The organism is Pilimelia terevasa, assembly GCF_014647915.1.
GTDB classification, from domain to species: domain Bacteria; phylum Actinomycetota; class Actinomycetes; order Mycobacteriales; family Micromonosporaceae; genus Pilimelia; species Pilimelia terevasa.
On the sequence record NZ_BMQC01000019.1, the window covers coordinates 26,840 to 53,074 of the forward strand.

26 protein-coding genes and 1 pseudogene are annotated in these 26,235 nt (G+C 76.5%); 21 read left to right on the top strand and 6 right to left on the bottom strand.

Going from position 1 to position 26,235, the window contains the following annotated elements; translation table 11 throughout:
• Positions 1–66: 66 nt before the first annotated feature.
• Entirely contained in the window at positions 67–321 is a 255-nt protein-coding gene (locus tag IEY75_RS18505) for a hypothetical protein (RefSeq protein ID WP_189115650.1), read from the bottom strand.
• Positions 322–556: 235 nt separating this feature from the next.
• Between IEY75_RS18505 and IEY75_RS18510 the strand changes: the two genes are divergently transcribed.
• The 5 genes from IEY75_RS18510 (at position 557) to IEY75_RS18530 (ending at position 5,387) form a co-directional block, all read left to right on the top strand.
• On the top strand, positions 557–979 hold the full coding sequence (locus tag IEY75_RS18510; protein WP_189115651.1) for a hypothetical protein: 423 nt from the start codon (positions 557–559) through the stop codon (positions 977–979).
• Positions 980–1,266: 287 nt separating this feature from the next.
• A complete protein-coding gene (gene rplU, locus IEY75_RS18515; RefSeq protein WP_189115652.1) occupies positions 1,267–1,581 on the top strand; it encodes a 50S ribosomal protein L21 in 315 nt (104 codons plus the stop codon).
• A 9-nt stretch (positions 1,582–1,590) separates the two neighbouring features.
• Positions 1,591–1,848 (top strand): 50S ribosomal protein L27, encoded by a 258-nt coding sequence (rpmA, locus tag IEY75_RS18520; RefSeq protein WP_189115653.1) that lies wholly within the window; start codon positions 1,591–1,593, stop codon positions 1,846–1,848.
• 96 nt (positions 1,849–1,944) lie between these two features.
• On the top strand, positions 1,945–3,444 hold the full coding sequence (gene obgE / locus IEY75_RS18525) for a GTPase ObgE (protein ID WP_189115654.1): 1,500 nt from the start codon (positions 1,945–1,947) through the stop codon (positions 3,442–3,444).
• 1,400 nt (positions 3,445–4,844) lie between these two features.
• Positions 4,845–5,387 carry a hypothetical protein gene (locus IEY75_RS18530; protein WP_189115655.1) on the top strand — a complete coding sequence of 181 codons (543 nt, stop codon included), beginning with the start codon at positions 4,845–4,847 and terminating at the stop codon, positions 5,385–5,387.
• Positions 5,388–5,430: 43 nt separating this feature from the next.
• Here the strand turns inward: IEY75_RS18530 and IEY75_RS18535 are convergent, their stop codons facing one another.
• On the bottom strand, positions 5,431–6,087 hold the full coding sequence (locus IEY75_RS18535) for a JAB domain-containing protein (RefSeq protein WP_189115656.1): 657 nt from the start codon (positions 6,085–6,087) through the stop codon (positions 5,431–5,433).
• 167 nt (positions 6,088–6,254) lie between these two features.
• Here IEY75_RS18535 and nadD point away from each other — a divergent pair, with 167 nt between their 5' ends.
• The 8 genes and pseudogenes from nadD (at position 6,255) to IEY75_RS18575 (ending at position 14,163) form a co-directional block, all read left to right on the top strand.
• Positions 6,255–6,860, top strand: coding sequence for a nicotinate-nucleotide adenylyltransferase (nadD, locus tag IEY75_RS18540; RefSeq protein WP_189115657.1), 606 nt, complete (start codon positions 6,255–6,257; stop codon positions 6,858–6,860).
• A gap of 91 nt (positions 6,861–6,951) precedes the next feature.
• A complete protein-coding gene (gene rsfS / locus IEY75_RS18545; protein WP_189115658.1) occupies positions 6,952–7,368 on the top strand; it encodes a ribosome silencing factor in 417 nt (138 codons plus the stop codon).
• A complete protein-coding gene (locus IEY75_RS18550; RefSeq protein ID WP_189115659.1) occupies positions 7,365–8,015 on the top strand; it encodes a histidine phosphatase family protein in 651 nt (216 codons plus the stop codon). Before rsfS ends, IEY75_RS18550 begins: the two co-directional genes overlap by 4 nt.
• Positions 8,016–8,028: 13 nt before the next feature.
• Entirely contained in the window at positions 8,029–8,433 is a 405-nt protein-coding gene (locus IEY75_RS18555) for a hypothetical protein (protein WP_189115660.1), read from the top strand.
• A 283-nt stretch (positions 8,434–8,716) separates the two neighbouring features.
• Positions 8,717–9,520: a ComEA family DNA-binding protein gene (locus tag IEY75_RS18560; protein ID WP_373290297.1), complete on the top strand. Its 804-nt coding sequence runs from the start codon at positions 8,717–8,719 to the stop codon at positions 9,518–9,520.
• Positions 9,521–9,630: 110 nt separating this feature from the next.
• Positions 9,631–11,904 (top strand): annotated as a pseudogene (locus IEY75_RS21505) (ComEC/Rec2 family competence protein); the annotation flags it as partial.
• Positions 11,905–12,007: 103 nt separating this feature from the next.
• Complete coding sequence (gene holA, locus IEY75_RS18570) at positions 12,008–12,979, top strand: DNA polymerase III subunit delta (RefSeq protein ID WP_189115661.1); 972 nt, start codon at positions 12,008–12,010, stop codon at positions 12,977–12,979.
• On the top strand, positions 12,979–14,163 hold the full coding sequence (locus IEY75_RS18575; RefSeq protein ID WP_189115695.1) for a hypothetical protein: 1,185 nt from the start codon (positions 12,979–12,981) through the stop codon (positions 14,161–14,163). Before holA ends, IEY75_RS18575 begins: the two co-directional genes overlap by 1 nt.
• Before the next feature lie 280 nt (positions 14,164–14,443).
• On the opposite strand, the gene rpsT is transcribed toward IEY75_RS18575, so the two are convergent.
• The gene (gene rpsT, locus IEY75_RS18580; protein WP_189115662.1) at positions 14,444–14,710 is read right to left on the bottom strand and encodes a 30S ribosomal protein S20; all 267 of its coding nucleotides are present in this window, start codon (positions 14,708–14,710) and stop codon (positions 14,444–14,446) included.
• Positions 14,711–15,009: 299 nt separating this feature from the next.
• On the opposite strand from rpsT, the gene lepA reads away from it, so the two are divergent.
• Both lepA and IEY75_RS18590 read left to right on the top strand, forming a co-directional pair.
• Positions 15,010–16,887: a translation elongation factor 4 gene (gene lepA, locus IEY75_RS18585; protein ID WP_189115663.1), complete on the top strand. Its 1,878-nt coding sequence runs from the start codon at positions 15,010–15,012 to the stop codon at positions 16,885–16,887.
• A gap of 80 nt (positions 16,888–16,967) precedes the next feature.
• Complete coding sequence (locus IEY75_RS18590; protein WP_189115664.1) at positions 16,968–17,252, top strand: GlsB/YeaQ/YmgE family stress response membrane protein; 285 nt, start codon at positions 16,968–16,970, stop codon at positions 17,250–17,252.
• Between the two features lie 86 nt (positions 17,253–17,338).
• Here IEY75_RS18590 and IEY75_RS18595 read toward each other — a convergent pair whose 3' ends face one another.
• Positions 17,339–18,196 (bottom strand): hypothetical protein, encoded by an 858-nt coding sequence (locus tag IEY75_RS18595; protein ID WP_189115665.1) that lies wholly within the window; start codon positions 18,194–18,196, stop codon positions 17,339–17,341.
• A 95-nt stretch (positions 18,197–18,291) separates the two neighbouring features.
• Complete coding sequence (locus IEY75_RS18600) at positions 18,292–19,083, bottom strand: enoyl-CoA hydratase-related protein (RefSeq protein WP_189115666.1); 792 nt, start codon at positions 19,081–19,083, stop codon at positions 18,292–18,294.
• Positions 19,084–19,161: 78 nt separating this feature from the next.
• Between IEY75_RS18600 and hemW the strand changes: the two genes are divergently transcribed.
• Positions 19,162–20,385, top strand: a complete 1,224-nt coding sequence (gene hemW, locus IEY75_RS18605) for a radical SAM family heme chaperone HemW (protein ID WP_189115667.1) — start codon at positions 19,162–19,164, stop codon at positions 20,383–20,385.
• Positions 20,386–20,451: 66 nt separating this feature from the next.
• Here the strand turns inward: hemW and IEY75_RS18610 are convergent, their stop codons facing one another.
• The gene (locus IEY75_RS18610; RefSeq protein WP_189115668.1) at positions 20,452–21,063 is read right to left on the bottom strand and encodes a DUF4870 domain-containing protein; all 612 of its coding nucleotides are present in this window, start codon (positions 21,061–21,063) and stop codon (positions 20,452–20,454) included.
• A gap of 228 nt (positions 21,064–21,291) precedes the next feature.
• Here IEY75_RS18610 and hrcA point away from each other — a divergent pair, with 228 nt between their 5' ends.
• From hrcA to IEY75_RS18635, 5 genes are all read left to right on the top strand, one after another.
• The gene (gene hrcA / locus IEY75_RS18615) at positions 21,292–22,314 is read left to right on the top strand and encodes a heat-inducible transcriptional repressor HrcA (RefSeq protein WP_189115691.1); all 1,023 of its coding nucleotides are present in this window, start codon (positions 21,292–21,294) and stop codon (positions 22,312–22,314) included.
• Positions 22,315–22,384: 70 nt separating this feature from the next.
• Complete coding sequence (gene dnaJ / locus IEY75_RS18620; protein ID WP_189115669.1) at positions 22,385–23,533, top strand: molecular chaperone DnaJ; 1,149 nt, start codon at positions 22,385–22,387, stop codon at positions 23,531–23,533.
• 2 nt (positions 23,534–23,535) lie between these two features.
• A complete protein-coding gene (locus IEY75_RS18625) occupies positions 23,536–24,303 on the top strand; it encodes a 16S rRNA (uracil(1498)-N(3))-methyltransferase (RefSeq protein ID WP_189115670.1) in 768 nt (255 codons plus the stop codon).
• A 65-nt stretch (positions 24,304–24,368) separates the two neighbouring features.
• The gene (locus tag IEY75_RS18630) at positions 24,369–24,719 is read left to right on the top strand and encodes a histidine triad nucleotide-binding protein (protein WP_189115671.1); all 351 of its coding nucleotides are present in this window, start codon (positions 24,369–24,371) and stop codon (positions 24,717–24,719) included.
• A gap of 71 nt (positions 24,720–24,790) precedes the next feature.
• Positions 24,791–26,182: a serine hydrolase domain-containing protein gene (locus tag IEY75_RS18635; RefSeq protein WP_189115692.1), complete on the top strand. Its 1,392-nt coding sequence runs from the start codon at positions 24,791–24,793 to the stop codon at positions 26,180–26,182.
• The last annotated feature ends 53 nt before the right edge of the window (positions 26,183–26,235 follow it).

The window sequence follows — 26,235 nt, forward strand, 5'->3', positions numbered from 1 at the left end:
TCAGGCGCCGGACCCGTTCGCGGTCCGGCGCCTGACTGTCTGAGGGGGTTCCAGGCCCGACGGGGGTCAGTCGCGGGGGCGGGGCAGGGCGGCGGCGGGGATGCCCTGGAGGATCTCGCGGACCCACGCCATCCGACGCAGCGCGGTCTCGGGGTGGTCGCCGAACTCGTGGGCGAACGAGCCGGCACAGCCGCTGCTGCCGAGCCGGGCGACCGTGGCGCTGACCGCGGCGGCGACCTCGTCGCGCGTCGGCTGCTGCGAGGGCTGGAGGTCGGAGACGAACAGGGCCTCCGCGGCGAGATCGGCTGCGGTGACGGTCATGGCTGCCTCCGGGCGGTGCGACGGGTCGGTGCGTGCTGTTACCCAGCTAACAGGCGGTCGAGTGCGGCCCCGGCATCGACTGGGTTGCGGGCCAGTTGCCCGCTTCGGGCCCGCCGAACCGGCCCGGCCGGCCTGCCGCGGCCCGCTAGCCTGGTGCGGAGTATGGCGGCCGGCGTACCGGAGGTGTGGTTTGTCCCGCGGGGTGAGGTGGGCGGCGGTCTGGGCGGTTGCGGCAGTGCTCGCCGGCTGCGGGGCGGACACCGCCCGGCCGGGTGCGGCGCCCCCGCCCCCGCTGTCGGGCGCCGGACAGACGGCGTGCCGCGACGCGCTGGCCACGCAGAAGGTGCGCTGGGCCGCCTTCGACGGCCGCTGGGGCGAGGTCCTGCGGGCACTGGACAGCGGCGACGAGACCGGTAGCGCCGCCGCCGGGGAGATCGCCTCGCAGGAGCTGTACGAGTGGGCGCGGGAGCTGGGGCTGCTGCTGCCGCGGGCCCCCGACCCGCCGCTGCGGACCGGCCTGGAGGGCGCCATCAGCGCGCTCAACGCGCTGGCGGCGCCAGAGGACGAGACGCCGGCCAACGAGATGCGGGCGCGGGTGCGCGACGCCGCCCAGCAGGTGGCGGGCGTGTGCGGCGGTACCGCGCCGCCGGTTCCCTGACCCGTTTTTGTGGCCCGTGCGCGATGGCGTAGGCTGTCCTGCGGCGCATCGTCATGCGCCCGGTACCTGCACCAGTGGCCCCGCGCCAGTGGCCCTGCGCCATTGGCCTCGTGTCAGTGGACTCGCGCCCTCGGCCTCGCGCCGGTGGGACGCGACTGGGGACCGGGCAGGACCCACCGGACTCCGGGCCGGGCCCCCGCATGGAGGCGACCCAGAACCATCCGTTCGCAGCCAGGCGGTCGAGCGTCACGGCTGCGACACGTCATCACGACAGGAGTACGCGACTTATGTACGCGATCGTCAAGACCGGCGGCAAGCAGTACCGGGTCGCCGAGGGCGACGTGATCGAGGTCGAGAAGCTCGTCGGCACCCCCGGCGACTCCGTGACCCTGTCCGCGGTGCTGCTCGTCGACGGCGACAACCTCGTCACGGACGCGGCGGCTCTGGCCAGCGCCACCGTTGCCGGCGAGCTGGTGGCCCACACCAAGGGCCCCAAGATCCGCATCCACAAGTTCAAGAACAAGACCGGCTACCACAAGCGCCAGGGTCACCGCCAGCCGCTGACCCAGGTGAAGGTAACCGGCATCTCGACCGGGAAGTAGGCGTCCACGATGGCACACAAAAAGGGTGCGTCCAGCTCGCGGAACGGCCGCGACTCCGAGGCCAAGCGCCTCGGCGTGAAGCGCTTCGGCGGCCAGCGGGTCAACGCCGGCGAGATCCTGATCCGCCAGCGCGGGACCAAGTTCCACCCGGGCGAGCTGGTCGGCCGGGGCGGCGACGACACGCTGTTCGCACTGGCGACCGGCAGCGTCCTGTTCGGCACCAAGCGCGGTCGCAAGACCGTCAGCATCGTGCCCGTCGAGGGCTGATCGTACGAAGCAACGCGGCGGGCCGGGGCTGACGCCCCGCCCGCCGTTTTCGGTTTCCGGCGCGCGTGGGCGCCCGGACGGAAAGGGGTCGTCGGCGTGGCGATGTTCGTGGACCGGGTGGTCCTGCACCTCCAGGCCGGCAACGGAGGCCACGGCTGCGTCTCCATCCACCGGGAGAAGTTCAAGCCGTTCGGCGGCCCGGACGGCGGCAACGGCGGCCACGGCGGCGACGTGACGCTCGTCGTCGACCCCGCCGTCCACACGCTGCTGGACTTCCACTTCCGCCCGCACATCAAGGCGGACAACGGCAAGGGCGGCGCGGGTAGCAACCGCGACGGCGCCAACGGCAAGGGCCTGGTGATCAAGGTCCCGAACGGCACCGTCGTGCAGACGCCCGACGGCGAGGTGCTGGCCGACCTGGTCGGCGTCGGTACCGTCTACGAGGCGGCCAAGGGCGGGCGCGGCGGGCGGGGCAACGCCTCGCTGGCCAACGCCAAGCGCAAGGCCCCCGGCTTCGCGGAGCTGGGCGAACCCGGCGACGCCTACGACCTGGTCCTGGAACTCAAGAGCGTCGCCGACGTCGGCCTGGTGGGCTTCCCGTCGGCCGGGAAGTCCTCGCTGATCGCCGTGATCTCGGCGGCCAAGCCGAAGATCGCCGACTATCCGTTCACCACCCTCGTGCCCAACCTCGGCGTCGTCCAGGCCGGCGAGCAGACCTTCACCGTCGCCGACGTGCCCGGGCTGATCCCCGGGGCGGCCACCGGCAAGGGCCTCGGGCTGGAGTTCCTGCGGCACATCGAGCGGTGCGCGGTCCTGGTCCACGTCGTGGACACCGCCACGCTGGAGCCGGGGCGCGACCCCGTCGCCGACATCCGGGCGCTGGAGGCCGAGCTGGCCGCGTACGGCGGCCTGGCCGACCGGCCCCGCCTCGTCGTCCTCAACAAGATCGACGTACCCGACGGCCGGGACCTCGCCGAGATCGTCCGCCCGGACCTCGCCGAGTTCGGCTGGCCGGTGCACGAGATCAGCGCCGCCACCCGGGAGGGCCTGCGCGAACTGGTGTTCGCCATGGGCGCCGCCGTCCAGGCCCACCGCGAGGCGCAGCCGGTCCTCGAACCGACCCGCATCGTGCTGCGCCCGCCGGCCGTCGACGAGGCGGGGTTCCGCATCGTGGCCGCGGACGACGGCGTGTTCGAGGTGCTCGGGCAGAAGCCGCGCCGGTGGGTGCTCCAGACGAATTTCGACAACGACGAGGCGATCGGGTACCTCGCCGACCGGCTCGCCCGGCTCGGTGTGGAGGAGGCGCTGGCCAAGGCCGGTGCGACCCCCGGCTGCACGGTACGGGTCGGGCCGCGCGAGTTCGACTGGCAGCCCGCCGTCTACGCCGGTGTGGAGTACACCCCCACCTCCCGCGGGGTCGACAGCCGGTTGGACGAGTTGGACCCGCGCGAGTCGGCCGCCCAGCGGCTCGCCGCCCGCAAGGCCCGCCGCCGGCCCTTCGAGGAGCAGCAGGCGGCCGCCGTCGACGCGACGCCCGCCACCGGGGCACCGGCGACGGTCGGGTCACCCGAGTCGGGCGGCGACGCCGCCGGCTGAGGCCCCGTCGCCGCCGGTGCGGCGGTCCGCCACAGGTGGGTCGTGGTGCCGTCGTCGGCGGTCAGCACGAGGCCGCGGGCGTCCGCGGCCAGGTCCGCCGTACAGCCCGCGCAGGCGGCGGCCGCCTCCGGCGGCAGGGCCACCTCGGCCCAGCGCACCCCGCCGTCCCCCGACCGCCACAGCCGGCGGGTGCCGTCGGCGCCGACCAGCGCGTACAGGCCGTCGTCGGTGGCCGCCGCCGCGGCGACCGACGACGCGGCCCCGCCGCCGAACCGGCCCAGCGGCGTCACCGCGCCGTCGGCCACGCGCCAACTGACATGACCCCGCTGCGCCGTGCCGACGCCCACCGCGCCGTCGGCGACGGGCAGCAGGCGGTCCACCGTGCCGCGGGCACGGGCGGGAACGGCCAGGGCGGTCCACGTGGCGCCGTCCGGCGAGGACCAGGCCAGCGGTGTCTGCGGTGCGTCCGCCGCGGCGCCTGCCAGGAGCCAGCCGGCGGGCGTGGCGGCGCCGTCCGAGGCCCACGCCCGCCGCCGGGCGTCGTGGGCCAGCGCCCCGCCGCCGCGCAGCGTGAAGGCGGCGCCGTCGGCCGAGGTCCAGGCCGCGCCGCCGGTGACCCGGTTGCCGGTGAGCAGCCAGCCGCGCGGGCCGGCGGCCACCCGGGCCACGTTCACGGCGTCGGCGCCGCCGAACAGCGTGTACGCGTCGGGCGCCTCCACCAGCCCGGGCGGCGCGGGTACCGCCGGGCGCGGCGTCGCCGGCCGGCTCGCGGGCCGGCCGGACCAGGTGCTCGTCCGCGGGTACCCGTGCGCGCCGCCGGGCGCCGCACCCAGCGCGACGAGCGCCGGCCCCCGGCACGCCAGCGCGTACAGCGTGTGCTCCGGCCCGTACGGTGACCGCGGCCGCAGGGGCACCAGCCGCCACGCCGCGGCGTCGGCGCTCACCCAGAGGGCCGGTCCGGCGCGGCCGGCGGGACCGCGCGCCCCACCGGCGGCGAACCACGTGCCCGCGCACTGCGCCAGCGCGCGCACCACGGGGCGGCCGCCCGAGGGCGCGTCGGGCAGCGTGACGGCCGTCCAGGCCAGGGCGGCCGGCGGCGCGGAGGGGTGCGGCGGCCCGCCTCCGGTGCAGCCCGCGAGCAGCAGCGCGAGCACCGCCGCGACGGCCGCGGCGGACACCGCCGGCCGCGGTGTCGCGGGCGGCGCCGGGCCCGCCACAGCTCTCGCCGGTGTGGGGTCCGTCGCGACTCGCGCGCGCACGGCCGCCGGCGCCCGCGGTCCCCACCCCGGCGTCGGCGCGGCCGGGGGCGCGGCCGTCCGCGCGCGTCGCTGCCGCCCACCTGTCATGGCACTCACGGTAGGCCAACCCCCTCATTCGAACACCTGTGCGATAGTCGTAGCGTGTGGGTGCTGGAGCAGGAGCGGGCGACGTACGAGTCGGCGGCGGCCGGTGCGGTGCACCGGTTCCACCTGGTCCTGGACCGGGCCCCGGCCGCCGCCTTCCCGGGCGCGCCGCGGCGGCCCGGCCCGGCGGGCACCGTCGAGGTAGGGGTGCGCTGGGCGGCGGCCGACCTGGCGGCCGCCGTGGCCGCGGCGGTCCGCCACGCCGAGGCCGCCGGTGCCCGGGTGTGGCGGGTCGTCGCCGACGACTGGGTGACGGTCGCCGAGATCGGCGTGCGGATCGGCCGGTCGCGGGAGACCGTGCGCCGCTGGGCGGCGGGGAGCCGCCCGCCGGCCGGCTTCCCGCCGCCGCTGAACCCCGGCTGCGCCGTGATGTTCTATAGCTGGGCGGAGGTGCGGCGGTGGCTGCGGTACGAGGCGGACATCGCGGTCGCCGACGCGCCGCCGGTGCTGGCCGCGGCGAACCTGGCCCTGCACCTGCGCCGGACCGCCGCCGACATCCCCGACGCGGCGGCCATCTGGAGCCTGCTGTTCCCCGACTGACCCCTCCCCGCCGGTCCCTCCCCGGCCGCCTGCGGACGCGGTGTCAGTCGACCCGGCGCCACTGCGTGTCGGTGAGGACGACGTGGTCGAGGAACCGCAGGTCCAGGGTGTTGGCCGCCTCGCCGATGCGGGCGGTCGCGGCGCGGTCGGCGGCGCTGGGCCGCACGTCGCCGTCGGGGTGGTTGTGCGCCAGGGCGAAGGCGGCCCCGTCGCGCCGCAGGACCGCGACGGTGATCTCCCGGACGGGCAGCAGCGTGCGTCCGGCGCCGCCCTCGCTGACCACCTCGCACGAGGTGACCTGGTTGCGCCCGTCGCAGACGACGAGGACCAGGCGCTCGCGGGCGCGCCCGTGCAGCAGGGGGGCGGCGATGCTGACGAGGTCGGAGGTACCGCGGATGACCGCCGCGGCGGCCGGTCGGCGGGCGCGGCGGCCCAGCTCCGCGGCGGCGGCGAGGATCGCGGCCTTGGCCGGGCCGACCCCGTGCAGCGTGGTCAGCTCGGCGGGGTGGGCGCGGGCGAGCGCGGCCAGCGACCCGTACCGGGCCAGCAGCGCCGCGGCCAGCTCGTGGGCGCCGTCGCCCGGCCCGGCGCCGGTGCGCAGGAGGACGGCGAGCAGTTCCCGGTCGGCGAGGGCGGCCGGCCCGTGGGTGTGCAGGCGTTCGCGGGGACGGTCGGTGGAGGGGAGGTCGGCGATCCGCATGGCCGGCACCCTAGGGCGCCCCTACGACGGGACATCGGCGGACGTGCACCGCGCGGACCGCTGGTGCCCCGCGCGGGCCGCGCCGGCGGCCGGCCCCGGCGCCCGGGTGCGGACAGGTGCCGGCGGTCCGGTGGGAGGGCCGCTGGTGATCGACATACGATGCCGGAATGGCGGAGGACGGCGAGGTGCGCCGGGTCGGGATCATGGGCGGCACGTTCGACCCGGTCCACCACGGGCACTTGGTGGCGGCGAGCGAGGTCGCCGACCGGTTCGCGCTGGACGAGGTCGTGTTCGTGCCGACCGGCCAGCCCTGGCAGAAGGCCGGCCGGCCGGTCAGCGCCGCTGAGGACCGGTACCTGATGACGGTCATCGCCACCGCCTCGAACCCGCGGTTCACGGTGAGCCGCGTCGACATCGACCGCCCCGGGCCGACCTACGCCATCGATACGCTGCGTGACCTGCGGGCGGCGTACGGGGGCCGCACCGCGCTGTACTTCATCACCGGTGCCGACGCCCTCGGCCGGATCCTCTCCTGGAAGGACTCGGCACAGGTCTTCGCGCTGGCGCACTTCGTGGGCGTGACCCGGCCGGGCTTCGCGCTCAGCGCCGCCCACCTGCCCGCGGACACCGTGAGCCTGGTGCAGGTACCGGCCATGGCGATCTCCTCCAGCGACTGCCGGGCCCGGGTCGCCGCCGGCCAGCCGGTCTGGTACCTCGTCCCCGACGGCGTCGTCCAGTACATCGCCAAGCGGAGCCTGTACGCCGGGGTGTGAGAGGCTTGACCGGCCGCGCGCCGTGAGGCGCCGGCGGACCGCCGCCGGCGCACCCCAGGGGAGCCGGCCACCCGAAGGAGAAGCCAACCCGGTGCCCGCCGCATCCCCGCGCGCCGTCGAGCTCGCCACCGTCGCCGCCCAGGCCGCGGCGGACAAGAAGGCGCACGACATCACGATCATCGACGTCGGCGACCAGCTCGCCATCACGGACGCCTTCGTCATCGCCTCCGCCCCCAACGAGCGCCAGGTCCAGGCCGTCGTCGACGCCATCGAGGAGGCGCTGCTCGACCTGCCCGACAAGGCCAAGCCGGCCCGCCGCGAGGGCGAGCGGGCGGGCCGCTGGGTGCTGCTGGACTACGTCGACATCGTGGTGCACGTCCAGCACACCGACGAGCGCGAGTACTACGCGCTGGACCGGCTGTGGAAGGACTGCCCGCTCATCCCGTTCACCGACCGCGACCTGGCCGGGGAGGAGCACGGGGAGCCCGCGGCCGGCGCCGGGCAGTGACCGCCGGGCAGTTGGTCGTCTGGCGGCACGGCAACACCGACTGGAACCGCGAGGGCCGCGTGCAGGGGGGTACCGACGTCCCGCTCAACGACCTCGGGCGGGCACAGGCCGCCGCGACGGCCCGCGCCCTCGCGGCGCTCGCGCCCACGGCGATCGTGAGCAGCGACCTGCGCCGCGCCGCCGACACGGCGGCGGCGCTCGCCGCGCAGACCGGGCTGCCGGTGCGGACGGACGCGCGGCTGCGGGAGCGCTTCTTCGGGCAGTGGCAGGGCCGGCTGATGGCCGACGTCCGGCGCGAGCACGCCGCCGCGCACGCGCGGTGGACCGCGGGCGACCCCGACCCCGGCTGCGACATCGAGCCGGTCGACGCGCTCGCGGCGCGCGGCGTCGCGGGCCTGCGCGCCGCGCACGACCCGGCCGGGACGACCGTCGTCGTCAGCCACGGCGGCACGGCCCGCTACGCGGTGGCGGGCCTTCTCGGCTGGACCGCCCAGGCGCGGGCCACCCTGGCCGGGCTGGACAACTGCGCCTGGGCGGTGCTGGCCCCGCGCGGCGCCGGCTGGCAACTGCGGGCGTACAACCTCACGGCTCCGCTCGACGCCGCGGCGACGGGTGACCTCGCGGGGGAACCGGCCGAGAGCCGGTGACGTCGGTACGGACATGGACTTTTCGCGTACCCCCCGCCGCGGCGCCGGCTGGCTGCTCGGGGTTGCCCTCCTGACCGGGGCGGCCGGCTGCCAGGACGCCGGTGACCCGGCGCCCGTCGGCTCCCCTTCGCCCAGCCCGTCATCCACTCCCACCGGATCCGCGTCGCCCACCGCGGGCGGTGGTCCGTCGGCCGGCCCGGCGCCCGCGGCCAAGGTGTTCCGCGGGACGGTCGTGGCCGGCGTCGAGGAGGGGTGCCGCATCCTGCGTACCGCCGGCGGCTCCTACGTGCTGGTCGGCCAGGTGCCGGCGGTGCGCGACGGCGCCCAGGTGACCGTCCGCGGGATCCCCGAACCGGGGACGGCGAGCATCTGCAACCAGGGCACGGTGCTGCGGGTGACCGCGGTGGTGGCTCCCTGACCGGTGACGCCCTCTGATCCCCGCGCCCGCCGTCGGGGTGTTCGCGTCGTCGTGCTCGCGCGCCGGGCCGGGCGGGTCGGCGCGTGGCGTCCCGCCGTCCATAGCAGAACCGCCCGGGTGTGTCGCGCGCTGTCCACAGCGCGGCGGCCGTCCACAGGCGCGCCGCTAAACCCGGTGCGGGTACGCCGGCCGTCCTCCTAGCGTCACCGCCGTGCCCGCGACCTCGTACCCACCCGGCCCGCCGTCCCGCCCGCGACGGCCGTGGCCGGTGTCCGACGACGACCTGTACCGCCCGCCGGGCGGCGCCGCCGCCGACGACCCCGACCCGTGGCCGGACCCCCCGCCGACCGTCCCGGACGTGCCGCGGACCTTCGGCGCGACCGCGTTCGACCGACCCAGCGGCTGGCTCCTGGACCCGGGCCGGCGCGGTCTGCGCGCGCTGGCCGTCGTCGCCGTGATCGTGGTGGTGATCGCCGCCGCGGCCGCGTGGTGGAGCCGCCCGCGGGTCGACCCGGTCCCGGAGCCGGCGGAGAGCGGCCTGGTCGCCAGCGTCCCCGCCGGCCGGCCGGCGGCCGACGCTACCGGAGCCCCGCCCGCGGACGGGGCCGCCCCCGGCAGCGCCGGGCCGCCCGGCGGCGCGGCCGCCGAGGTCGTGGTGTCGGTCGGCGGCCGGGTCCGCCGGCCGGGCCTGGTCCGGCTGCCCGCGGGGGCGCGCGTCGCCGACGCGGTGGCCGCGGCCGGCGGCGTGCTTGCCGGCGCCGCCACGCCCTACCTCAACCTGGCCCGCCGTGTCGTCGACGGCGAACTGATCCTCGTGGGCGTGACGCCCCCGCCGGGCGGCATCCCGGGCGCCGCGCCGGCCGCCGGGTCCGGAGCCGGGCCGGCGGCGCCGGCCGGCCGGGTCAACCTGAACACCGCGACCGTCGCCCAGTTCGACACGCTGCCCGGCGTCGGTCCGGTCCTGGCGGCGCGGCTGGTCGAGTTCCGCGAACGCAACGGGGGCTTCCGGGCCGTCGCCGACCTGCGCCGGGTCGACGGTATCGGGAGCACGCGCTACGAGCGCCTCAAGGACCTGGTGGCGCTGTGAGCGCGGCCCGGGCCGTCGACCTGCGGCTCGCGGCGGCGGCCCTCGGCGTGTGGCTCGGCGCCGCCGCCGCCCTGTGGCTGCGGGCGGGCGTCGCGGCCGCCGCGGGCGGGGTGGCCGCGGCCGCGGCGCTGCTGCTGGCCCGGCGCGCGGCGTGCGCGCGGACCGCGGGCGCGCCGCCTCCGCCCTCCCGCCGCCGGGCCGGTCGGTGGAGCCGCTGCGTCGCCGCAGCGGCCCGGCGGTGCGGGTGGGCGGTGCTGGCCGCGGTCGCCGGAGGGCTGGCGGTGGGTGCGGCGGTCACCGCGCTGCGGGTGGCCGAGCGCGACGCCGCGCCGGTGCGGGAGGCGGTGGCGGCGGGCTGGCGGAGCGAGGTCGCCCTGACGGTCACCGACGACCCGCGACCGGTGGGCGGCGGCGCGGGGCCGGCGACGTACCTGGTGCCGGCCCGGCTGACCGCCACCCGGTCGCCGACCGGTGCCGTGCTCCGGTCCGACGTGCAGGTCGTCGTGCTGGGGCGGCACGTCGGCTGGCGGAACCTGCTGCCCGGCCAGCGGGTCGCGGCCGCGGTGCGGTTCGGCGCCGCGCGCCCCGGGGACCTGACCGCGGCGGCGGTCAGCGCCGCCGACGCTCCGCTGCCGCGGGGCCGACCGCCCTGGGTACAGCGAGCGGCCGGCGGCCTGCGCGCGGGCCTGGCGACGGCGTGCCGCCACCTGCCGCCGGAGCCCGGCGGGCTGCTCCCCGGGCTCGTTCTGGGCGACACCTCCCGCCTGCCGGCGGCCGTCGCGGCCGACTTCCGCACCACCGGGATGACCCACCTCGTCGCCGTGTCGGGCAGCAACGTGGCGATCGTGCTCGGCGCCGTGCTGCTGGCGGGCCGGTGGTCCCGGGCCGGACCGCGGTGGTGCGGCGCGGCGTGCCTCGTCGCGCTCGTCGGTTTCGTGGTTCTCGTCCGGCCCTCGCCGAGCGTCCTGCGGGCGGCCGCGATGGGGGCGGTCGGCCTGGTGGCGCTGGTCGGCGGCCGGCGCAAGGTCGCGGCACCGGCGCTGTGCGCGACGGTGATCGCCCTGGTCGTCCACGACCCCGCCCTGGCCGGTGAACCGGGCTTCGTGCTGTCGGTCGTGGCCACCGCCGCCCTGATCCTCGTGGCGCCGCGCTGGCGGGACGCACTGCGCGCGCGGGGCGTACCGGCGGGCCTCGCCGAGGCACTGTGCGTTCCGGCGGCGGCGCAGGTGGCCTGCGGACCGGTGGTGGCGGCGCTGTCCGGCACGGTGAGTCCGGTGGCGGTGGCGGCCAATCTCCTCGCGGCCCCGGCGGTCGCCCCGGCAACCGTCCTGGGCGTCGGCGCGACGGTCGTGGCGCCGTGGGCGCCGCCGCTCGGCGACCTGCTCGTGGCGGTCGCCCGCTGGCCGGCCGAGTGGCTGGTGGCCGTTGCGCACGTCGGGGCGCAGGTGCCGGGTGCGGTGCTGCCGTGGCCGGCCGGTGTCACCGGCGCCGCCCTGTTGGCCGTCGTGACGGGCGGGCTGCTCTGCGCGGGTCGCCGGCAGGCGGTGCGGCGGGTCGTCGCGGTAGCGGCGGCCGCGGGCGTCGTGGGGGCGCTTCCCGTCCGGCTCGTCGCCGCCGGCTGGCCGCCGCCGGGCTGGGTGGCGGTGGCGTGCGACGTGGGCCAGGGCGACGCCGTCGTCCTGCCGGCCGGCGGCGCCGACGCCGTGGTCGTCGACGCGGGGCCGGAGCCGGCGGCGGTCGACCGCTGCCTCACCGCGCTGGGGGTGCGCCGCGTGCGGCTGCTGGTCCTCAGCCACTTCCACCTCGACCACGTCGCGGGGGTGCCCGGCGTGGCCCGCGGCCGGATGATCGACACCGTCGTCGCCCCCGCCGTCGCCGGGGACATGGCCGGCGGACGCCTGCCGGCGACCGTCCGCGCGGCGCTGCCCGGCCCGCCGCGCGTGCCGGGGCCGGGGTGGACCTTCAGGGCCGGCCCGGCGCGGCTGACCGCCCTCGGCCCGGCCACCCCGCTGCGCGGCACCCGGTCGGACGCCAACAACAACTCGCTGGTCGTCGTCGCGCAGGTGCGCGGGGTGTCGGTCCTGCTCACCGGTGACGCCGAGGTGGAACGCCAGCAGGAGCTGCTCGCCGCCCCCGGGTCGGTCCGCGCGCAGGTCCTGAAGGTCGCCCACCACGGCAGCGCCTACCAGGAGCCCGGCTTCCTCGACGCGGTCCGCCCCACGGTCGCGTTGATCTCGGCGGGCCGCGGCAACCGGTACGGGCACCCCCACCCGTCCGTCGTCGGCCAGCTCCGGCGCGCGGGCGTGCGGGTCCTGCGCACCGACGTGGACGGTGACGTCGCCGTCGCCGTCGGGGCCGGGGGGCTGGCGGCGGCCGTGCGCGGCCCGGCCCCGGGTACCCGTCGGCGCGCCGGGCGCCGGCGCCCGGCACCACCCCGGCGGTGTACGGCGGAGGGCGGCCCGGGCGTCTCCGTGCGACGATGGCGGGGTGACCCCCACCGTCCCGCCCCCGCTGCTGCTCGTCCTCGGCGACGAGGAACTGCTCGTGGGTCGGGCGATCCAGGCCGCCAAGGCGTCCAACCCGGGCGGCGACATCGCCGAGTACGAGGCCGGCGCGCTCGACGCGGGGGCGGTGGCCGAGATGCTGAGCCCGTCCCTGTTCGGCGGCCGGCGGGTGGTCATCGTGCGGGCCGGCCAGGACGCCCGCAAGGACCTGGCTGCCGCCCTGCTCGCGTACGCCGCCGCTCCCGACCCCGAGATCAGCCTCGTCGTGGCGCACGCGGGCGGCGCCAAGGGCAAGGCGCTCGCCGAGGGCCTGCGCGCGGCCGGCGCGACGGTGGTACCGGCGGCGAAGGTCACCAGACACCGCGACCGGGTGGACTTCGTCCGCGACGAGGTGCACCGCTGCGGGGGCCAGATCACTGCCGACGGTGTGGAGGCGCTGGTGGAGGCGGTCGGCAACGACCTGCGGGAGTTGTCCGCCGCCTGCTCCCAGCTCGTCGCCGACGTCACCGGCCGGATCGACGCGCAGACCGTGGCCCGGTACCACCGCGGTCGGGCCGAGGTCAGCGGGTTCACGGTGGCGGACGCGGCCGTGGTCGGCGACCTGCCCGCGGCGTTGGTGGCCCTGCGCTGGGCGCTGACGGTCGGGGTGGACCCGGTGCCGATCGCCGACGCGCTGGCCGACGGCGTCCGCACCGTCGGCCGGGTGGCCGGCGGGCGCGGCAGCGCCCACCAGCTCGCGAGTACCCTCGGCCTGCCTCCGTGGAAGGTCGAGCGCGCGCAGCGGCAGGCCCGGGGCTGGACCCCCGAGGGCATCGTCGCGGCCATGCGCGCGGCCGCCGACTGCAACGCCGCCGTCAAGGGCGGCGCCGAGGACCGGGCCTACGCGCTGGAGCGGGCGCTGACGACCATCGTCGCGGCCCGCCGCGCCGAGGCCCCGGCAGCAAGCCGACGCTGATGGCGGCCTTCCGGAAGTACCTCGACCCACGCCGTCGCCACCACACGTGGTACACCCGCCTGCTGCGGCTCCGCCACCTGCACCTCACCGGCATCCGGGGCCTCCTGCTCGGCGAGGGGTCGGTTCTCGCGGCCCTGCTGCTCGCGTTCGCGGAGATCGCGCCCTGGTGGGGCGCCGCGATCCTGCCGCTGGCGGTGGCGGGCGTGGTCAAGTGGAACGACCAGCTCGCCGGTGCCCTGCCGGCCGCCGGTCCGGCCGCGGCGCGCCCCGGCCCCGTGGCGCGCGCCACCACCGGCCGCGGCGCCGGCCCCCGCGGCGGCACCGGCTCCCCGCGAGTTCCCGTCCCCGCAGGGGCAGCCTTCCGGCCTGCTCGGCCCACCGGTGGGACGGCGACGCCCCGCCGAGGTCCCGCGGCGCCGTGGCCCGCGGCGGTGGCCGGCCGGACGGTGCCCACTGCCGCACCCGCAGGCAGCGACGCCTGCGTGCCCGCTGCCAGGCAGGCGGGTGTGGATCCCGCGCAGCACGACGTTCGCGGCCCCCTGGTGCCCTACCCCCTCGACCCGAGCGGCGAGCTGCCCGGTTCCCGGTCGGAAGCGCCCGCACGGCGCCGCGGCCGTCGGTACCGCTCCGGTGCGTCGGCCCCGTCCCGGCAGGAGGCGTCCGACTCCGACGCGTTGTGGCAGGAGGCGGCCGGTGCGGCCGCGGGTACGGGCACCGGCACGTCGGCGCACAGCCGGCACAGCAGCCACGGCCGGCCCGGAGGACGGCACGCCGCCGTCAGCACCGCAGCACCGGCTGCCGAGTCGGACGCCGGCGGCGGCCACCCGGTTGGGCTCGCCGGACCGGGCACCGCCACTGGCGAACGCGACGCCGGGACAAACCCCTACGTGACGCCGCCAGCGAACCCCGCCACCGGCGCGAGCGGAACAACCAGCGCAAACAGGACGACCAGCGGGAGCAGGACGACCAGCGGAGCCAGCACGATCGGCGAAGGTGCGACAGGCGCGGACCGACCGCCCGGCCAGGATCCGTCCACGAGCCTGGAGAGAGCGGCGTACCGGGACGGGGCAGCCAGCCGGCAGGCGGCGCAGCGGATCGTCGGACAGCGCCCGGTCCCCGACGCCGAGCAGGCGGCGCACTCCGGCTGGCGCGCTCGCCAGTCGGCCGCCCACTACTACGACTGACCGCGCCGCACCCGACGGCTACTTCCGCGCCTGGGCGGACGCTCGCGCCTGTATGTCGCCGCGTCGCCCACGGGCGAGCGGCGGTGTGGGGGCTGTCCCGTCAGGCAGTATCGGATTCCCGCGCGTGCGTTGATGTCAGATTCCCGTGTGTGCCGTTGACCGGCCGGCGGACGTAACGACCGCGGGGCGCGTCGCGGGAGACCCGCCACGCGCCCCGCGGTGCGGAGTCGCTGGTCGCCCGCATGACCGGGCGGTGCCGGCTCCGGGAGCCGGCCTGGCTTCAGGAGCCCAGCGTCTGGAGCTTCTTCGCGATCGCCGACTTGCGGTTCGCGGCCTGGTTCTTGTGGATGACGCCCTTGCTGACGGCCTTGTCGAGCTTGCGGCTGGCCTCGCGCAGGAGGGCGCCCGCGGCGTCGTTGTCGCCGCCGGTGGCGGCCTCGTGGAACCGTCGGACAACCGTCTTCAGCGACGACTTGACCGACTTGTTCCGCAGCCGACGCTTCTCGTTCTGCCGGTTGCGCTTGATCTGGGACTTGATGTTCGCCACGCGACAGCCTCGTCCTGGTAGCTCGGGATGATCAGTTCATGGTGCGCGCGGGCACGCCGGAGCATCCGCCACACACGCGAAAAGTGAGGTTACCAGTTCGCCGCCCCGCCACGAAAACGGGGGACGACCCCGACGGGCCGCCGCGCACCCGACGCCGCCCCGCGGCGACCGTGCCCGAGCTGCCCGCCGCGCCGCCGCGGCGGGATGCCCGCCCGCCGACCCCGGGCGGGGGCGGGGTCCGGCGCGCGACGCCATGGGAGGATGGGAGGCCGTTGACGGGACCTGGAGATCGGACGACTGTGCCACCGACGCATTCCGGCGTGAGTAAGCCTGGGGCGACCGTGCCCGCACACATCCGAAACTTCTGCATCATCGCCCACATCGACCACGGCAAGTCGACGCTGGCGGACCGGATGCTCCAGCTCACCGAGGTGGTCGACCCGCGGCAGATGCGGGCGCAGTACCTGGACCGGATGGACATCGAGCGCGAGCGCGGCATCACCATCAAGAGCCAGGCCGTGCGGATGCCGTGGACCGTGCGCGAGGGGGAGCGGACCGGCGAGTCGGTGATCCTGAACATGATCGACACCCCGGGGCACGTCGACTTCACGTACGAGGTGTCGCGCAGCCTCGCCGCCTGCGAGGGTGCCGTCCTGCTCGTGGACGCCGCGCAGGGCATCGAGGCGCAGACGCTGGCCAACCTGTACCTGGCCATGGAGAACGAGCTGCACGTCATCCCGGTGCTCAACAAGATCGACCTGCCGGCCGCCCAGCCGGAGAAGTACGCCGAGGAGCTGGCGCACCTCATCGGCTGCCAGCCCGAGGACTGCATCCGCGTCTCCGGCAAGACCGGTCTCGGGGTGCCGTACCTGCTGGACGAGATCGTCCGCCAGTTCCCCGCCCCGGTCGGCGACGCCGACGCCCCGGCCCGCGCGATGATCTTCGACTCGGTGTACGACATCTACCGCGGGGTGGTGACCTACGTCCGGGTCATCGACGGGCGCATCGAGGCCCGCGACCGGATCAAGATGATGTCCACGGGCGCGGTGCACGAGTTGCTGGAGATCGGCGTCATCTCGCCCGAGATGGTCAAGGCCGGCGCGCTGAGCGTCGGCGAGGTCGGGTACCTGATCACCGGGGTGAAGGACGTCCGCCAGTCCCGCGTCGGCGACACCGTGACGATCAACCAGCGCCCCGCCAGGGAGGCGCTGGGCGGCTACAAGGACCCGAAGCCGATGGTCTACTCGGGCCTGTACCCGATCGACGGCTCGGACTACCCGGCGCTGCGCGACGCCCTGGACAAGCTGAAGCTCAACGACGCCGCGCTGGTCTACGAGCCGGAGACCTCGGCCGCGCTCGGCTTCGGTTTCCGCTGCGGCTTCCTGGGCCTGCTGCACCTGGAGATCATCGCCGAGCGGCTGGAGCGCGAGTTCAACCTCGACCTGATCTCGACCGCGCCGAACGTCGTCTACCGGGTCGACCTGGAGGGCGGCGCCTCGGTGGTGGTGACCAACCCGAGCGAGTACCCCACCGGCAAGATCCACCAGGTGCACGAGCCGACGGTCAAGGCCACCGTCCTGACGCCCAACGACTACGTCGGCGCGGTGATGGAGCTGTGCCAGGGCCGCCGCGGCGTCCTGCAGGGCATGGACTACCTGTCCGCCGACCGGGTCGAGCTGCGCTACACGCTGCCGCTGGCCGAGATCATCTTCGACTTCTTCGACCAGCTCAAGAGCAAGACCAAGGGGTACGCCAGCCTCGACTACGAGCCCAGCGGCGAGCAGGTCAGCGACCTGGTCAAGGTGGACATCCTGCTGCACGGCGACGCGGTGGACGCGTTCAGCGCGATCGTGCACAAGGACAAGGCGTACGCCTACGGCACCACCATCGCCGCCAAGCTCCAGAAGCTGATCCCGCGCCAGCAGTTCGAGGTGCCGATCCAGGCGGCCATCGGCAACCGGGTCATTGCCCGCGAGACGATCCGCGCGATCCGCAAGGACGTGCTGGCCAAGTGCTACGGCGGCGACATCAGCCGCAAGCGCAAGCTGCTGGAGAAGCAGAAGGAGGGCAAGAAGCGGATGAAGATGGTCGGCCGGGTGGAGGTACCGCAGGAGGCCTTCATCGCCGCGCTGTCGACCTCCGACGCGCCCGAGGCCGGCAAGGGCGGAAAACGCTGAGTTGGTGGCGCGTTTGGGCCGCGATCGCCCCGGGCATCTAGCCAGGTGTCCAAGGGTATCCCGCACGTGAGGAGCGGATCGTGACCGTCACTGGCATTTTCACGGCGTTGATCGTCGGTCTGGTCATCGGCGCGCTGGGTCGGCTGGCCGTTCCCGGCAAGCAGAACATCCCGGTGTGGCTGACGATGCTGATCGGTGTCGTCGCCGCCCTGCTGGGCACGGCGCTGGCGCGCGTGCTCGGGGTGGACACCGAGGGCTTCAGCTTCCTGGAGCTGGGCGTGCAGGTGGCCCTGGCAGCGGCCGGCGTCTTCGCGGTCGTAGGCCTGACCGGCCGCGGCGACCGCACCACCCGCAGCATTCACTGATCAGAGGACCAGACAGCACGCGCGGCGGGCGGGGAGACCGGGAACGGTCGACCCGCCCGCCGCGTGCGTGTGCCGCGGCGCCGCGCTCAACCGGCGGTGAAGACCTCGGCCGTGACGCCGCGCCCGGTCGCCTCGGGCGACGCGCCCCAGTCGCCCCGCTCGGCCGTCCAGCGCAGGCCGGCGTACGAGACGGCGCGGACGCCGTGCGCGGCCGCGTGGGCGACGAGCCAGTGGGCGTACCGCCAGCCGTGGCGGGCGGAGCCCGGCGCGACCGTGACGGCGTGGGTGTCCACGCCGCTGGTGGCGAAGTCGCCCCAGTCCAGCCGCAGCCCGCGCAGCACCGAGGTCGTGGCCGCGCCGTCGGCCGGGGAGTCGCCGCGGGGGACCGTGCAGGCGACCGCGCCGGTGGCCCGGCCGAGCAGCGCCCGCGTGAGCACCTCGGCCTCGTCGACCCACTTCTCGTACGCCTGCGGGAACGCCGAACGCTGCACGTGCTGGGCGGCGTCGGTGACCCGCATCCGCTCCCAGCCCCGCACCTTGGCCAGGCCCTGGTAGAACTTGCGGGCCGCGTACCGCGGGTTGCGGATCTGCTTCGGCGACCCCCAGCCCATGCTCGGCCGCTGCTGGAACAGCCCGACCGAGTCGCGGTCGCCGCCGGGCAGGTTCTTCAGCTTCGACTCCTGCAGGGCCGTGGCCAGGGCCACCACGACGGCCCGCTCTGGCATCTCCTGGCGCACGCCCATCGCGGCGATCGTGGCGGCGTTGGCGGTCTGGTCGGCGTCCAGGGCCACCTCGCCGCTGGCCTTCACCGTGCAGTGCCGGTCGATGGCCGCCAGCCGCAGGCCGTCGAGGACGTCCCGGACCACGACGACCCCGAAGCCCGCGACGACCACGGCGGCGACCGCCGTCACGACAACGGCGGTCACCTTGCGGCCACGTGACATCTGCGTTCGCTCCCTGTGCGCGGTCGGGTCTCGCAAGCTTACGTCGCCCCCGCACCGTGACCGGTCCGCCGGGAGGGGGCCGACCAGGCGATCGGTCAGTCTTCGGGCGTCCAGGCCGGCGGGCGCTTCTCCTTGAAGGCCGTCACGCCCTCCCGACCCTCGTCCGACCCGAAGTAGGCCACCGACAGGGCGGTCAGGTCGTCGAGCTCGGCCCGCACGGTCGGCCCGGCGGGCCGGCGCAGGAGCTGCTTGGTGGCGCCCAGGGCGATCGGTCCGCCGCAGGTCAGCGCGTCGGTGTACTCGGCGACCGCCTCGTCGACCTCGGCCGCCGGCACCGCCCGCGTGGCCAGGCCGATCTCGGCGGCCCGGAGGCCGTCGAAGACCTCGCCGGTGAGCAGCAGCTCGGCGGCCGGGCGGGGGGCCACCCGCCGCAGCACCGGCGCGGAGATGATCGCCGGAACGACGCCGAGGCGCACCTCGCTGAACGCGAACGTCGCGTCCTCGGCGACCACCGCGATGTCGGTGGCCGCGATCAGGCCCAGCCCGCCGGCCCGGGCGGCGCCGCCGACGCGGGCCACGGTCGGCTTCGGGAAGTCCCACACGGCGCCGAGCAGGTCGCCGAGCATCGCGGCCGGCATCTCCGCCGTGCCCGCGTACGCCGCCGCGGTCTCCGCCAGGTCGGCGCCGGAGCAGAACACCGGGCCGGTGTGGGCCAGCACCACCGTGCGTACGGCGTCGTCGTCGGCGGCCTCGGCCAGCGCGTCGAGGAGCTGGGTCATCAGCGCCCGGGACAGCGCGTTGCGGTTGCCGGGGCTGTCCAGCGTGAGCGTGGTGACGCCGCGCGCGGTGGCGGTCCTGATCAGTTCCGGGGCGGACTCTGCGGTCATGGGGGCACACCTTAGTAGCCGTACGCCCGTCGTGGATGCCGCCGGGGTCACATCGGCGCCGGGTGCGACGATGGGGGGATGCCCGGTCCGCTTCCCGACGGCGCGCCCGTCCCCGTCGACGGCGCGCTGCCCGAGGCCGCCCGCGCGGCGGTCGGGCGGGCCGGCTTCGGCGTGTACGTCCACGTGCCCTTCTGCGCCAGCCGGTGCGGCTACTGCGACTTCAACACCTACACCGCCGCCGAGCTGGGCGGCGGCGCCAGCCGCGAGACGTACGCCGACACCGTGCTCGCCGAGCTGGCCCTGGCCCGCCGCGTGCTCGGCGACGCCCCGCCGGCCCGCGTCGACACCGTGTTCGTCGGCGGCGGCACGCCGACGCTGCTGCCGCCGGCCGACCTCGCCCGGATCCTCGCCGCCGTCGACCGGACGTGGGGGCTGGCGCCCGACGCCGAGGTCACCACCGAGGCCAACCCCGAGTCCGTCGACCCGCGCAGCCTGGCGGCCCTGCGGGCGGCCGGCTTCACCCGGATCTCGCTGGGGATGCAGTCCAGCGCCCCGACGGTGCTGCGGCTGCTCGACCGGCAGCACACCGCCGGCCGCGCGACCGCGGCGGTCGCGGAGGCCCGCGCGGCGGGGTTCGACCACGTCAACCTCGACCTCATCTACGGCACGCCGGGCGAGCGGGCCGAGGACTTCGCGGACTCGCTGGCCGCCGTCGTCGCCGCCGGGGTGGACCACGTCAGCGCGTACGCGCTGATCGTCGAGGACGGGACCCGGCTGGCCGCCCGGATGCGCCGCGGCGAGGTGCCCTACCCCTGCGACGACGTCGCCGCCGACCGGTACCTCGCCGCCGAGGCGGCGCTGGGCGCCGCCGGGCTGGGCTGGTACGAGGTGTCGAACTGGGCCGCCGCGCCGGCCGCCCGCTGCCGGCACAACCTGCTGTACTGGGCCGGCGCCGACTGGTGGGGCCTGGGGCCGGGCGCGCACAGCCACGTCGGCGGGGTCCGCTGGTGGAACGTGAAACACCCGGCGGCGTACACCCGCCGGCTCGCCGAAGGCGTGTCGCCGGGCGCGGGCCGGGAGATCCTGGACGCGGCCCAGCGGTACACCGAACGGGTCATGCTCGGGCTGCGGCTGGCCGACGGCCTCGCGCTGGACGCGCTGGCGCCGGCCGGCCGGCGGGCGGCGGCGGGCGCCGCGGCGGACGGACTGCTGGAGCCGGACGCGCTCGCGGCGGGGCGGGCCGTCCTGACGCTGCGCGGCCGGCTGCTGGCCGACGGCGTGATCCGCACCGTCCTCGCCTAGCCGGCGGGAGCGGGGACGGGTGCGGGGCGGGTCCGGCGGACCCGCCCCGCGGTGACCCGGTGCGCGCTACTTCACCATCCGCAGCGCGGTCGGATAGGTGTAGAGGACGCCGTCGTTGGCCTTCACGCCGCCGATGATCCCGAGGATCACGGCCACGGCCACGGTGATGATCGGCATGAAGAACAGCAGTCCGATGCTGCACACCGCCATCACGTAGGCGATGACGGTGGCGATGGTCCAGGTGAGCTGGACGTTCAGGGCCGCCACCGCGTGCGCGCGGGTGTTCGGCGACTCCTTGCCCCGCGACACGAGCGCGACCAGCGGGGGTACCCAGCCGAGGCTGCCGCCGCTGACGAAGGCCGCGGCCGCGCCGCCGAAGTGGGAGATCAGCGCCCAGGTCTTCTCCTCGGCGCTGGCGTACCCGCCGGGCGCCGCGCCGAAGCCGCCCACCGGCGGGTACGCGCCGGTGCTCCGGTACTCGCCCGGCGGCGGGGAGTAGGCGGGCGGCAGGGACTCCTGCCCCAGCGGCGGGCCAACCGGCGGCGGGCCGCTCGGCGGCGGGCCGCTCGGCGGCGGCGGGGCCGGGGTGCCCGGTGCCGGGTACGCCGGCGGCGGCGCGGTCGGGTCGGGGGGCAGGCCCCCCGGCTGGTCACCGGGCGGACGAGGCGGTTCGGTCATATCGTCACCGTACGGCGGGCCAGCGCCCGATACCAGCGTTACCCTCACGATCCGCGAATCGTGATCTCGGAGTCGGTGCGGCGGCGGAGTAGACTGGCACTCATTTCCGGCGAGTGCCAGCCGTCGGCGGCCGGCCGCAGCCAGGGGCCGCGGGCTACGAGGTATGGGCTGCGGGCTACGAGGTACGGGCTGCGGGCTGCGGAGCGCGAAGTGCAGGAGGGTGGCGTGGTGGGAGCGGACGACCGCCGGCTGGACGTGCTCCGCGCCATCGTCGAGGACTACGTGCTCACCCAGGAGCCGGTCGGCAGCAAGGCGCTGGTCGAGCGGCACCGCCTCGGCGTGTCCCCGGCGACGGTCCGCAACGACATGGCGGCGCTGGAGGAGGAGGGCTACATCCGGCAGCCGCACACCAGCGCCGGCCGGGTGCCCACCGACCGGGGGTACCGGCTGTTCGTGGACCGGCTGTCCCGGGTCAAGCCGCTGTCGGTCGCCGAGCGGCGGGCCATGGAGCGCCTGCTGGTCGGGGCGGTCGACCTCGACGACGTGGTACACCGCACCGTCCGGCTGCTCGCCCAGCTCACCCGCCAGGTGGCGGTGGTGCAGTACCCGAGCCTGGCCCGCTCCTCCGTCCGGCACCTCGAACTGGTCCCGATCTCCACCACCCGGCTCACGCTCGTCATGATCACCGACACCGGGCGGGTGGAGCAGCGGATGGTGGAGCTGCCCGAGCCGGTCCCGGCCGAGGACGTCCTGCACCTGCGCGGGGTCATCAACGCCAGCCTCGGCGGCGTGGCGCTCAGCCAGACCCCCCCGATCGTGGCGGACCTCGTCGAGACGGCGGCCGCCGAGCACCGGACGGCCATGCGCGCGCTGGCCAGCGTCCTGCTGGAGACCCTCGTGGAGCGCACCGAGGAGCGGCTGGCGCTGGCGGGCACCGCCAACCTGACCCGCGGCAACGTGCTCGACTTCCCCGGCTCGCTGCGGCCCATCCTGGAGGCGCTGGAGGAGGAGGTCGTCCTGCTCAAGCTGATCGGCGAGGTCGAGCCCAGCACGACCCGGGTGCGGATCGGCGACGAGAACGAGATAGAGGACCTGCGGGCGGCCTCCGTGGTGAGCACCGGCTACGGTCCGGGGCGGACTGTCGTCGGCAGTCTCGGCGTGGTGGGTCCGACCCGGATGGACTACCCCGGCAACATCGCCGCCGTACGTGCCGTGGCACGCTACCTCGGCGATGTGCTGGCGCAGAACTGACCCGGCGCCACCAGGTCAGCCGACAGCGACGACGCCGCACGGACCGATCGGACACGAGGACATAGACGCAGTGGCCAAGGATTACTACGGGATTCTCGGGGTCAGCCGGGAAGCGACCGACGACGAGCTGAAGAAGGCGTACCGGCGGCTGGCCCGCCAGTACCACCCCGACGTCAACCCCGATCCTGAGGCGCAGGAGAAGTTCAAGGAGATCAACGCCGCGTACGAGGTGCTCACCGACGACACCAAGCGGCAGATCGTCGACATGGGCGGCGACCCGCTGGCGCCCGGTGGGGGCGGCGGCCCGGGGCCCGGCGGTCCGGGCGGGCCGTTCGTCGGCTTCCAGGACATCATGGACGCGTTCTTCGCCACGGCCGGTACCGGCGCGGGCCCCGGCCGCGGGCCGCGGCCGCGCACCCGGCCCGGCGCCGACGCGATCCTGCGACTCGAACTGGACCTGGCCGAGACCGTCTTCGGCATCGAGGCGCCGATCACCGTGGACACCGCCGTGCTGTGCACGACGTGCACCGGCGCCGGCACCGCCGCGGGTACGCAGTTGGCCACCTGCGACACGTGCGGGGGCCGCGGCGAGGTGCAGACGGTGCAGCGCACCTTCCTCGGCCAGATGGTCGCCACCCGGCCGTGCGCCGCCTGCCAGGGCCAGGGCGCGACGATCCCGCACCCGTGCCAGACCTGCGCCGGGGACGGCCGGGTCCGCACCCGCCGCTCGCTGACCGTCAAGATCCCGGCCGGGGTCGAGGACGGGATGCGCATCCGCCTGGCCCAGCAGGGCGAGATCGGGCCGGGCGGCGGCCCGGCCGGCGACCTGTACGTGGAGATCCACGAGCGGCCGCACGACGTCTTCTCGCGCAAGGACGACGACCTGCACTGCAAGGTCACCCTGCCGATGACCTCCGCCGCGCTGGGCACCCGCCTGACGATCAAGACGCTGGACAGCGAGGAGGCCATCGAGGTCCGGCCCGGCACCCAGCCCAACGCGACGCTGCGGCTGCGCGGCAAGGGCGTCCCGCACCTGCGCGGCCAGGGCCGCGGCGACCTGTTCGTGCACCTCGACGTCCGCACGCCGACCAAGCTCGACGCCGACCAGGAGCGGCTGCTGCGCGACTTCGCCAGCTCCCGCGGCGAGGAGGTCGCCGAGCTGGCCAAGCAGGGCGGCTTCTTCTCCCGGGTGCGCGACGCCTTCCAAGGGCACGCCTGAGGGTGAGCGCCCCGCTGTTCCTGGTCGACGCGCTGCCCGCGGGTGACACCTGCACCCTGGCCGGCGCCGAGGGGCACCACGCCGCGGACGTCGTGCGGCTGCGCGTCGGTGAGCCGGTCCTGCTCGGCGACGGCCGCGGCGGCGTCGCCCACGGCCACGTGACGGCCGTCGCGCGCGGCGAGGTGCAGGTGGCAGTCGCCGCGCGGCGGCGCGAGCCGGCGCCGGACCCGCGGCTCGTCGTCGTCCAGGGGCTGCCCAAGGGCGAGCGCGGCGAACTGGCCGTCCAGGCGATGACCGAGGTGGGCGTCGCCGAGATCGTGCCCTGGGCGGCGCGGCGCAGTGTCGCCGTCTGGCGCGCCGAGCGCGGCCGGCGGGCCCAGGCCAGGTGGGCGGCGACCGCGCGGGAGGCCGCCAAGCAGGCCCGCCGCGCCTGGCTGCCCGCGGTCGCCGGGGCGGCGCCGGACCCGACCGGCCCGACCCCCGAGGGCGGCGCCTACCCGACCGCGCGGGTCGCCGCGCGGGTCGCCGCCGCGACCGGCGCGTTCCTGCTGCACGAGGAGGCCGACGCGCCGCTGAGCGCCGCGGCGCTGCCGGCGGCCGGCGACATCCTCCTGGTGGTCGGCCCGGAGGGCGGGGTCGACGACGCCGAGGTCGCGGCCCTGCGGGCGGCGGGGGCGGTACCGGTCCGGCTGGGCCGCACGGTGCTGCGCACCTCGACGGCGGGGGTGGCCGCGCTGGCGGTACTCCAGGCGCGGCTCGGGTACTGGTAGCGCCCGGCCCGGCCGGTGTCCGCGGTGGGATGTCCGGCTGCGGCCCGGAGTCGTAGGATCGCCCGATGACGAGCGAATGCCTGTTCTGCCGGATTGCCGCGGGCGAGATACCCGCCGAGGTCGTGCGGGAGACGCCCACCACCCTGGCCTTCCGGGACATCGACCCGAAGGCGCCCTCGCACGTGCTGGTGATCCCGCGCACCCACCACCCGGACGTCGCGGCGCTCGCCGCGGCGGACCCGGGGCTCGCGGGCGAGGTGCTCGCCACGGCCGCCGCGGTGGCGCGGGCGGAGGGGCTGGCCGGGCCGGGCTTCCGGCTCATCTTCAACACCGGCGCTCACGGCGGCCAGGAGGTCCCGCACGTGCACGCGCACGTCCTCGGCGGCGCGCCGCTCGGCCCGATGCTCGCCCGATGACGCCCCCGACGATGACGCCCCCGACGATGACGCCCCCGACGATGACGCCCCCGGCGACGGCGCCCCCGGCGATGCCGGCGGACGTCCGGCGCCAGCTCGCCCGCATGGCCGCCCGCGTCCAGGCCGACGCCCGGGTACCGGCGCTGGCGATCGCCGTCCACCGCGCCGACCGGGCGCCGTGGACCCACCAGTTGGGGACCACGGGCAACGCCACCCCCCTGGACGCCGACACGCAGTTCCGCCTCGGCTCGGTCACCAAGACGTTCACCGCCGTCCTGGTGATGCAGTGCCGCGACGACGGCCTGCTGGAGCTGGACGACACCCTCGACGCGCACCTGCCGGTACCGGCGCACGGCCGCGCGACGGTCCGCCAGCTCCTGTCGCACACCTCGGGCCTGCAGCGGGAGCCGTACGGCGACGTCTGGGACACCCTGGACATGCCGGACGTCGCCGGGCTGGTCGGCGCGCTGACCAGGGCCGAGCGGATCCTGCCGCCGGGGCACCGGTACCACTACTCCAACCTCGGCGTGGCGCTGCTCGGCCACCTGGTGGCGCGGGTGCGCGGCGGGACGTGGGCGGAGGTGCTGGCCGAGCGGATCCTGGCGCCGCTGGGGCTGGCCGCCACGACGGTCCTGCCGACGTCCCGGACGGCCACCGGCCACCTCGTCGACACCTACTCCGACCACGCCCGCCCGGAGCCGGACACCGACTTCCGGGCGCTCGGCCCGGCCTGCCAGCTCTGGGGGACCGCCGCCGACCTGGCGCGCTGGTCGGCGTTCCTGGCCGACCCCGCGTCGTGCGACCCCGCGGGCCGGGTCCTCGCGCCCGGCTCGGTCGAGGAGATGCGCTGGCCGCTGACGGTGACCGACGACCGGGAGTGGCACACCGCCCTGGGACTCGGTCTGATGATCGCGCCGCGCCCCGGCCGGGCCGTCCAGGTCGGACACTACGGCGCCATGCCCGGCTACCTGGCCGCCGGCATGGGCCAGGTCGGCGGCGCCGACACCCCGCCCGGCTGCGGGGTCGGCGTGCTCGGCTCGGCGGGTACCGCCGACGCGGTCCTGACGCTGGCCCACGACCTGCTGACCCGCGCCGTCGAGCTGGACCCGGCCGACATCGCCCCCTGGTCCCCCGCGCCACCGGCGCCCGCGCCGTACCGCTCGGTGCTGGGCCGCTGGTGGAGCGAGGGCACCGGCTACGACTTCTCCTGGCGGGACGGCCAGCTCCAGGCGCGCGCCCCGCGGGTGCCGGCGGGCCACCCGCCCTCGGTGTTCGCGCCGCTGGACGGCGACCCGGACGTGCTGCGCACGGTGTCCGGGCGGGAGACCGGCGAGCTGCTGCGGCTGACCCGCGACGACACGGGGACGGTGGTCCGGCTGCACTGGGCGACCTACCGGTTCACCCGGCGCCAGGAGACCTTCGACGGCGTGTCGGCGAGCGACGACGACATTACCGGCCGGTAATCCGGCCTCGCGCCGCGGGCCCCCGCGGCGGGTCGGCGGCCCGGCGGGGTCAG

Excerpts from the sequence above, each read along its gene's own strand:
- IEY75_RS18600 (WP_189115666.1), bottom strand. The coding sequence starts at position 19,083 with ATGACCGCAGAGTCCGCCCCGGAACTGATCAGGACCGCCACCGCGCGC.
- nadD (WP_189115657.1), top strand. The coding sequence starts at position 6,255 with ATGGCGGAGGACGGCGAGGTGCGCCGGGTCGGGATCATGGGCGGCACG.
- IEY75_RS18635 (WP_189115692.1), top strand. The coding sequence starts at position 24,791 with ATGCCGGCGGACGTCCGGCGCCAGCTCGCCCGCATGGCCGCCCGCGTC.
- IEY75_RS18595 (WP_189115665.1), bottom strand. The coding sequence starts at position 18,196 with ATGTCACGTGGCCGCAAGGTGACCGCCGTTGTCGTGACGGCGGTCGCC.
- IEY75_RS18630 (WP_189115671.1), top strand. The coding sequence starts at position 24,369 with ATGACGAGCGAATGCCTGTTCTGCCGGATTGCCGCGGGCGAGATACCC.
- rplU (WP_189115652.1), top strand. The coding sequence starts at position 1,267 with ATGTACGCGATCGTCAAGACCGGCGGCAAGCAGTACCGGGTCGCCGAG.
- IEY75_RS18535 (WP_189115656.1), bottom strand. The coding sequence starts at position 6,087 with ATGCGGATCGCCGACCTCCCCTCCACCGACCGTCCCCGCGAACGCCTG.
- IEY75_RS18505 (WP_189115650.1), bottom strand. The coding sequence starts at position 321 with ATGACCGTCACCGCAGCCGATCTCGCCGCGGAGGCCCTGTTCGTCTCC.
- IEY75_RS18555 (WP_189115660.1), top strand. The coding sequence starts at position 8,029 with ATGGACTTTTCGCGTACCCCCCGCCGCGGCGCCGGCTGGCTGCTCGGG.
- hemW (WP_189115667.1), top strand. The coding sequence starts at position 19,162 with ATGCCCGGTCCGCTTCCCGACGGCGCGCCCGTCCCCGTCGACGGCGCG.
- rpmA (WP_189115653.1), top strand. The coding sequence starts at position 1,591 with ATGGCACACAAAAAGGGTGCGTCCAGCTCGCGGAACGGCCGCGACTCC.
- IEY75_RS18575 (WP_189115695.1), top strand. The coding sequence starts at position 12,979 with ATGGCGGCCTTCCGGAAGTACCTCGACCCACGCCGTCGCCACCACACG.
- IEY75_RS18610 (WP_189115668.1), bottom strand. The coding sequence starts at position 21,063 with ATGACCGAACCGCCTCGTCCGCCCGGTGACCAGCCGGGGGGCCTGCCC.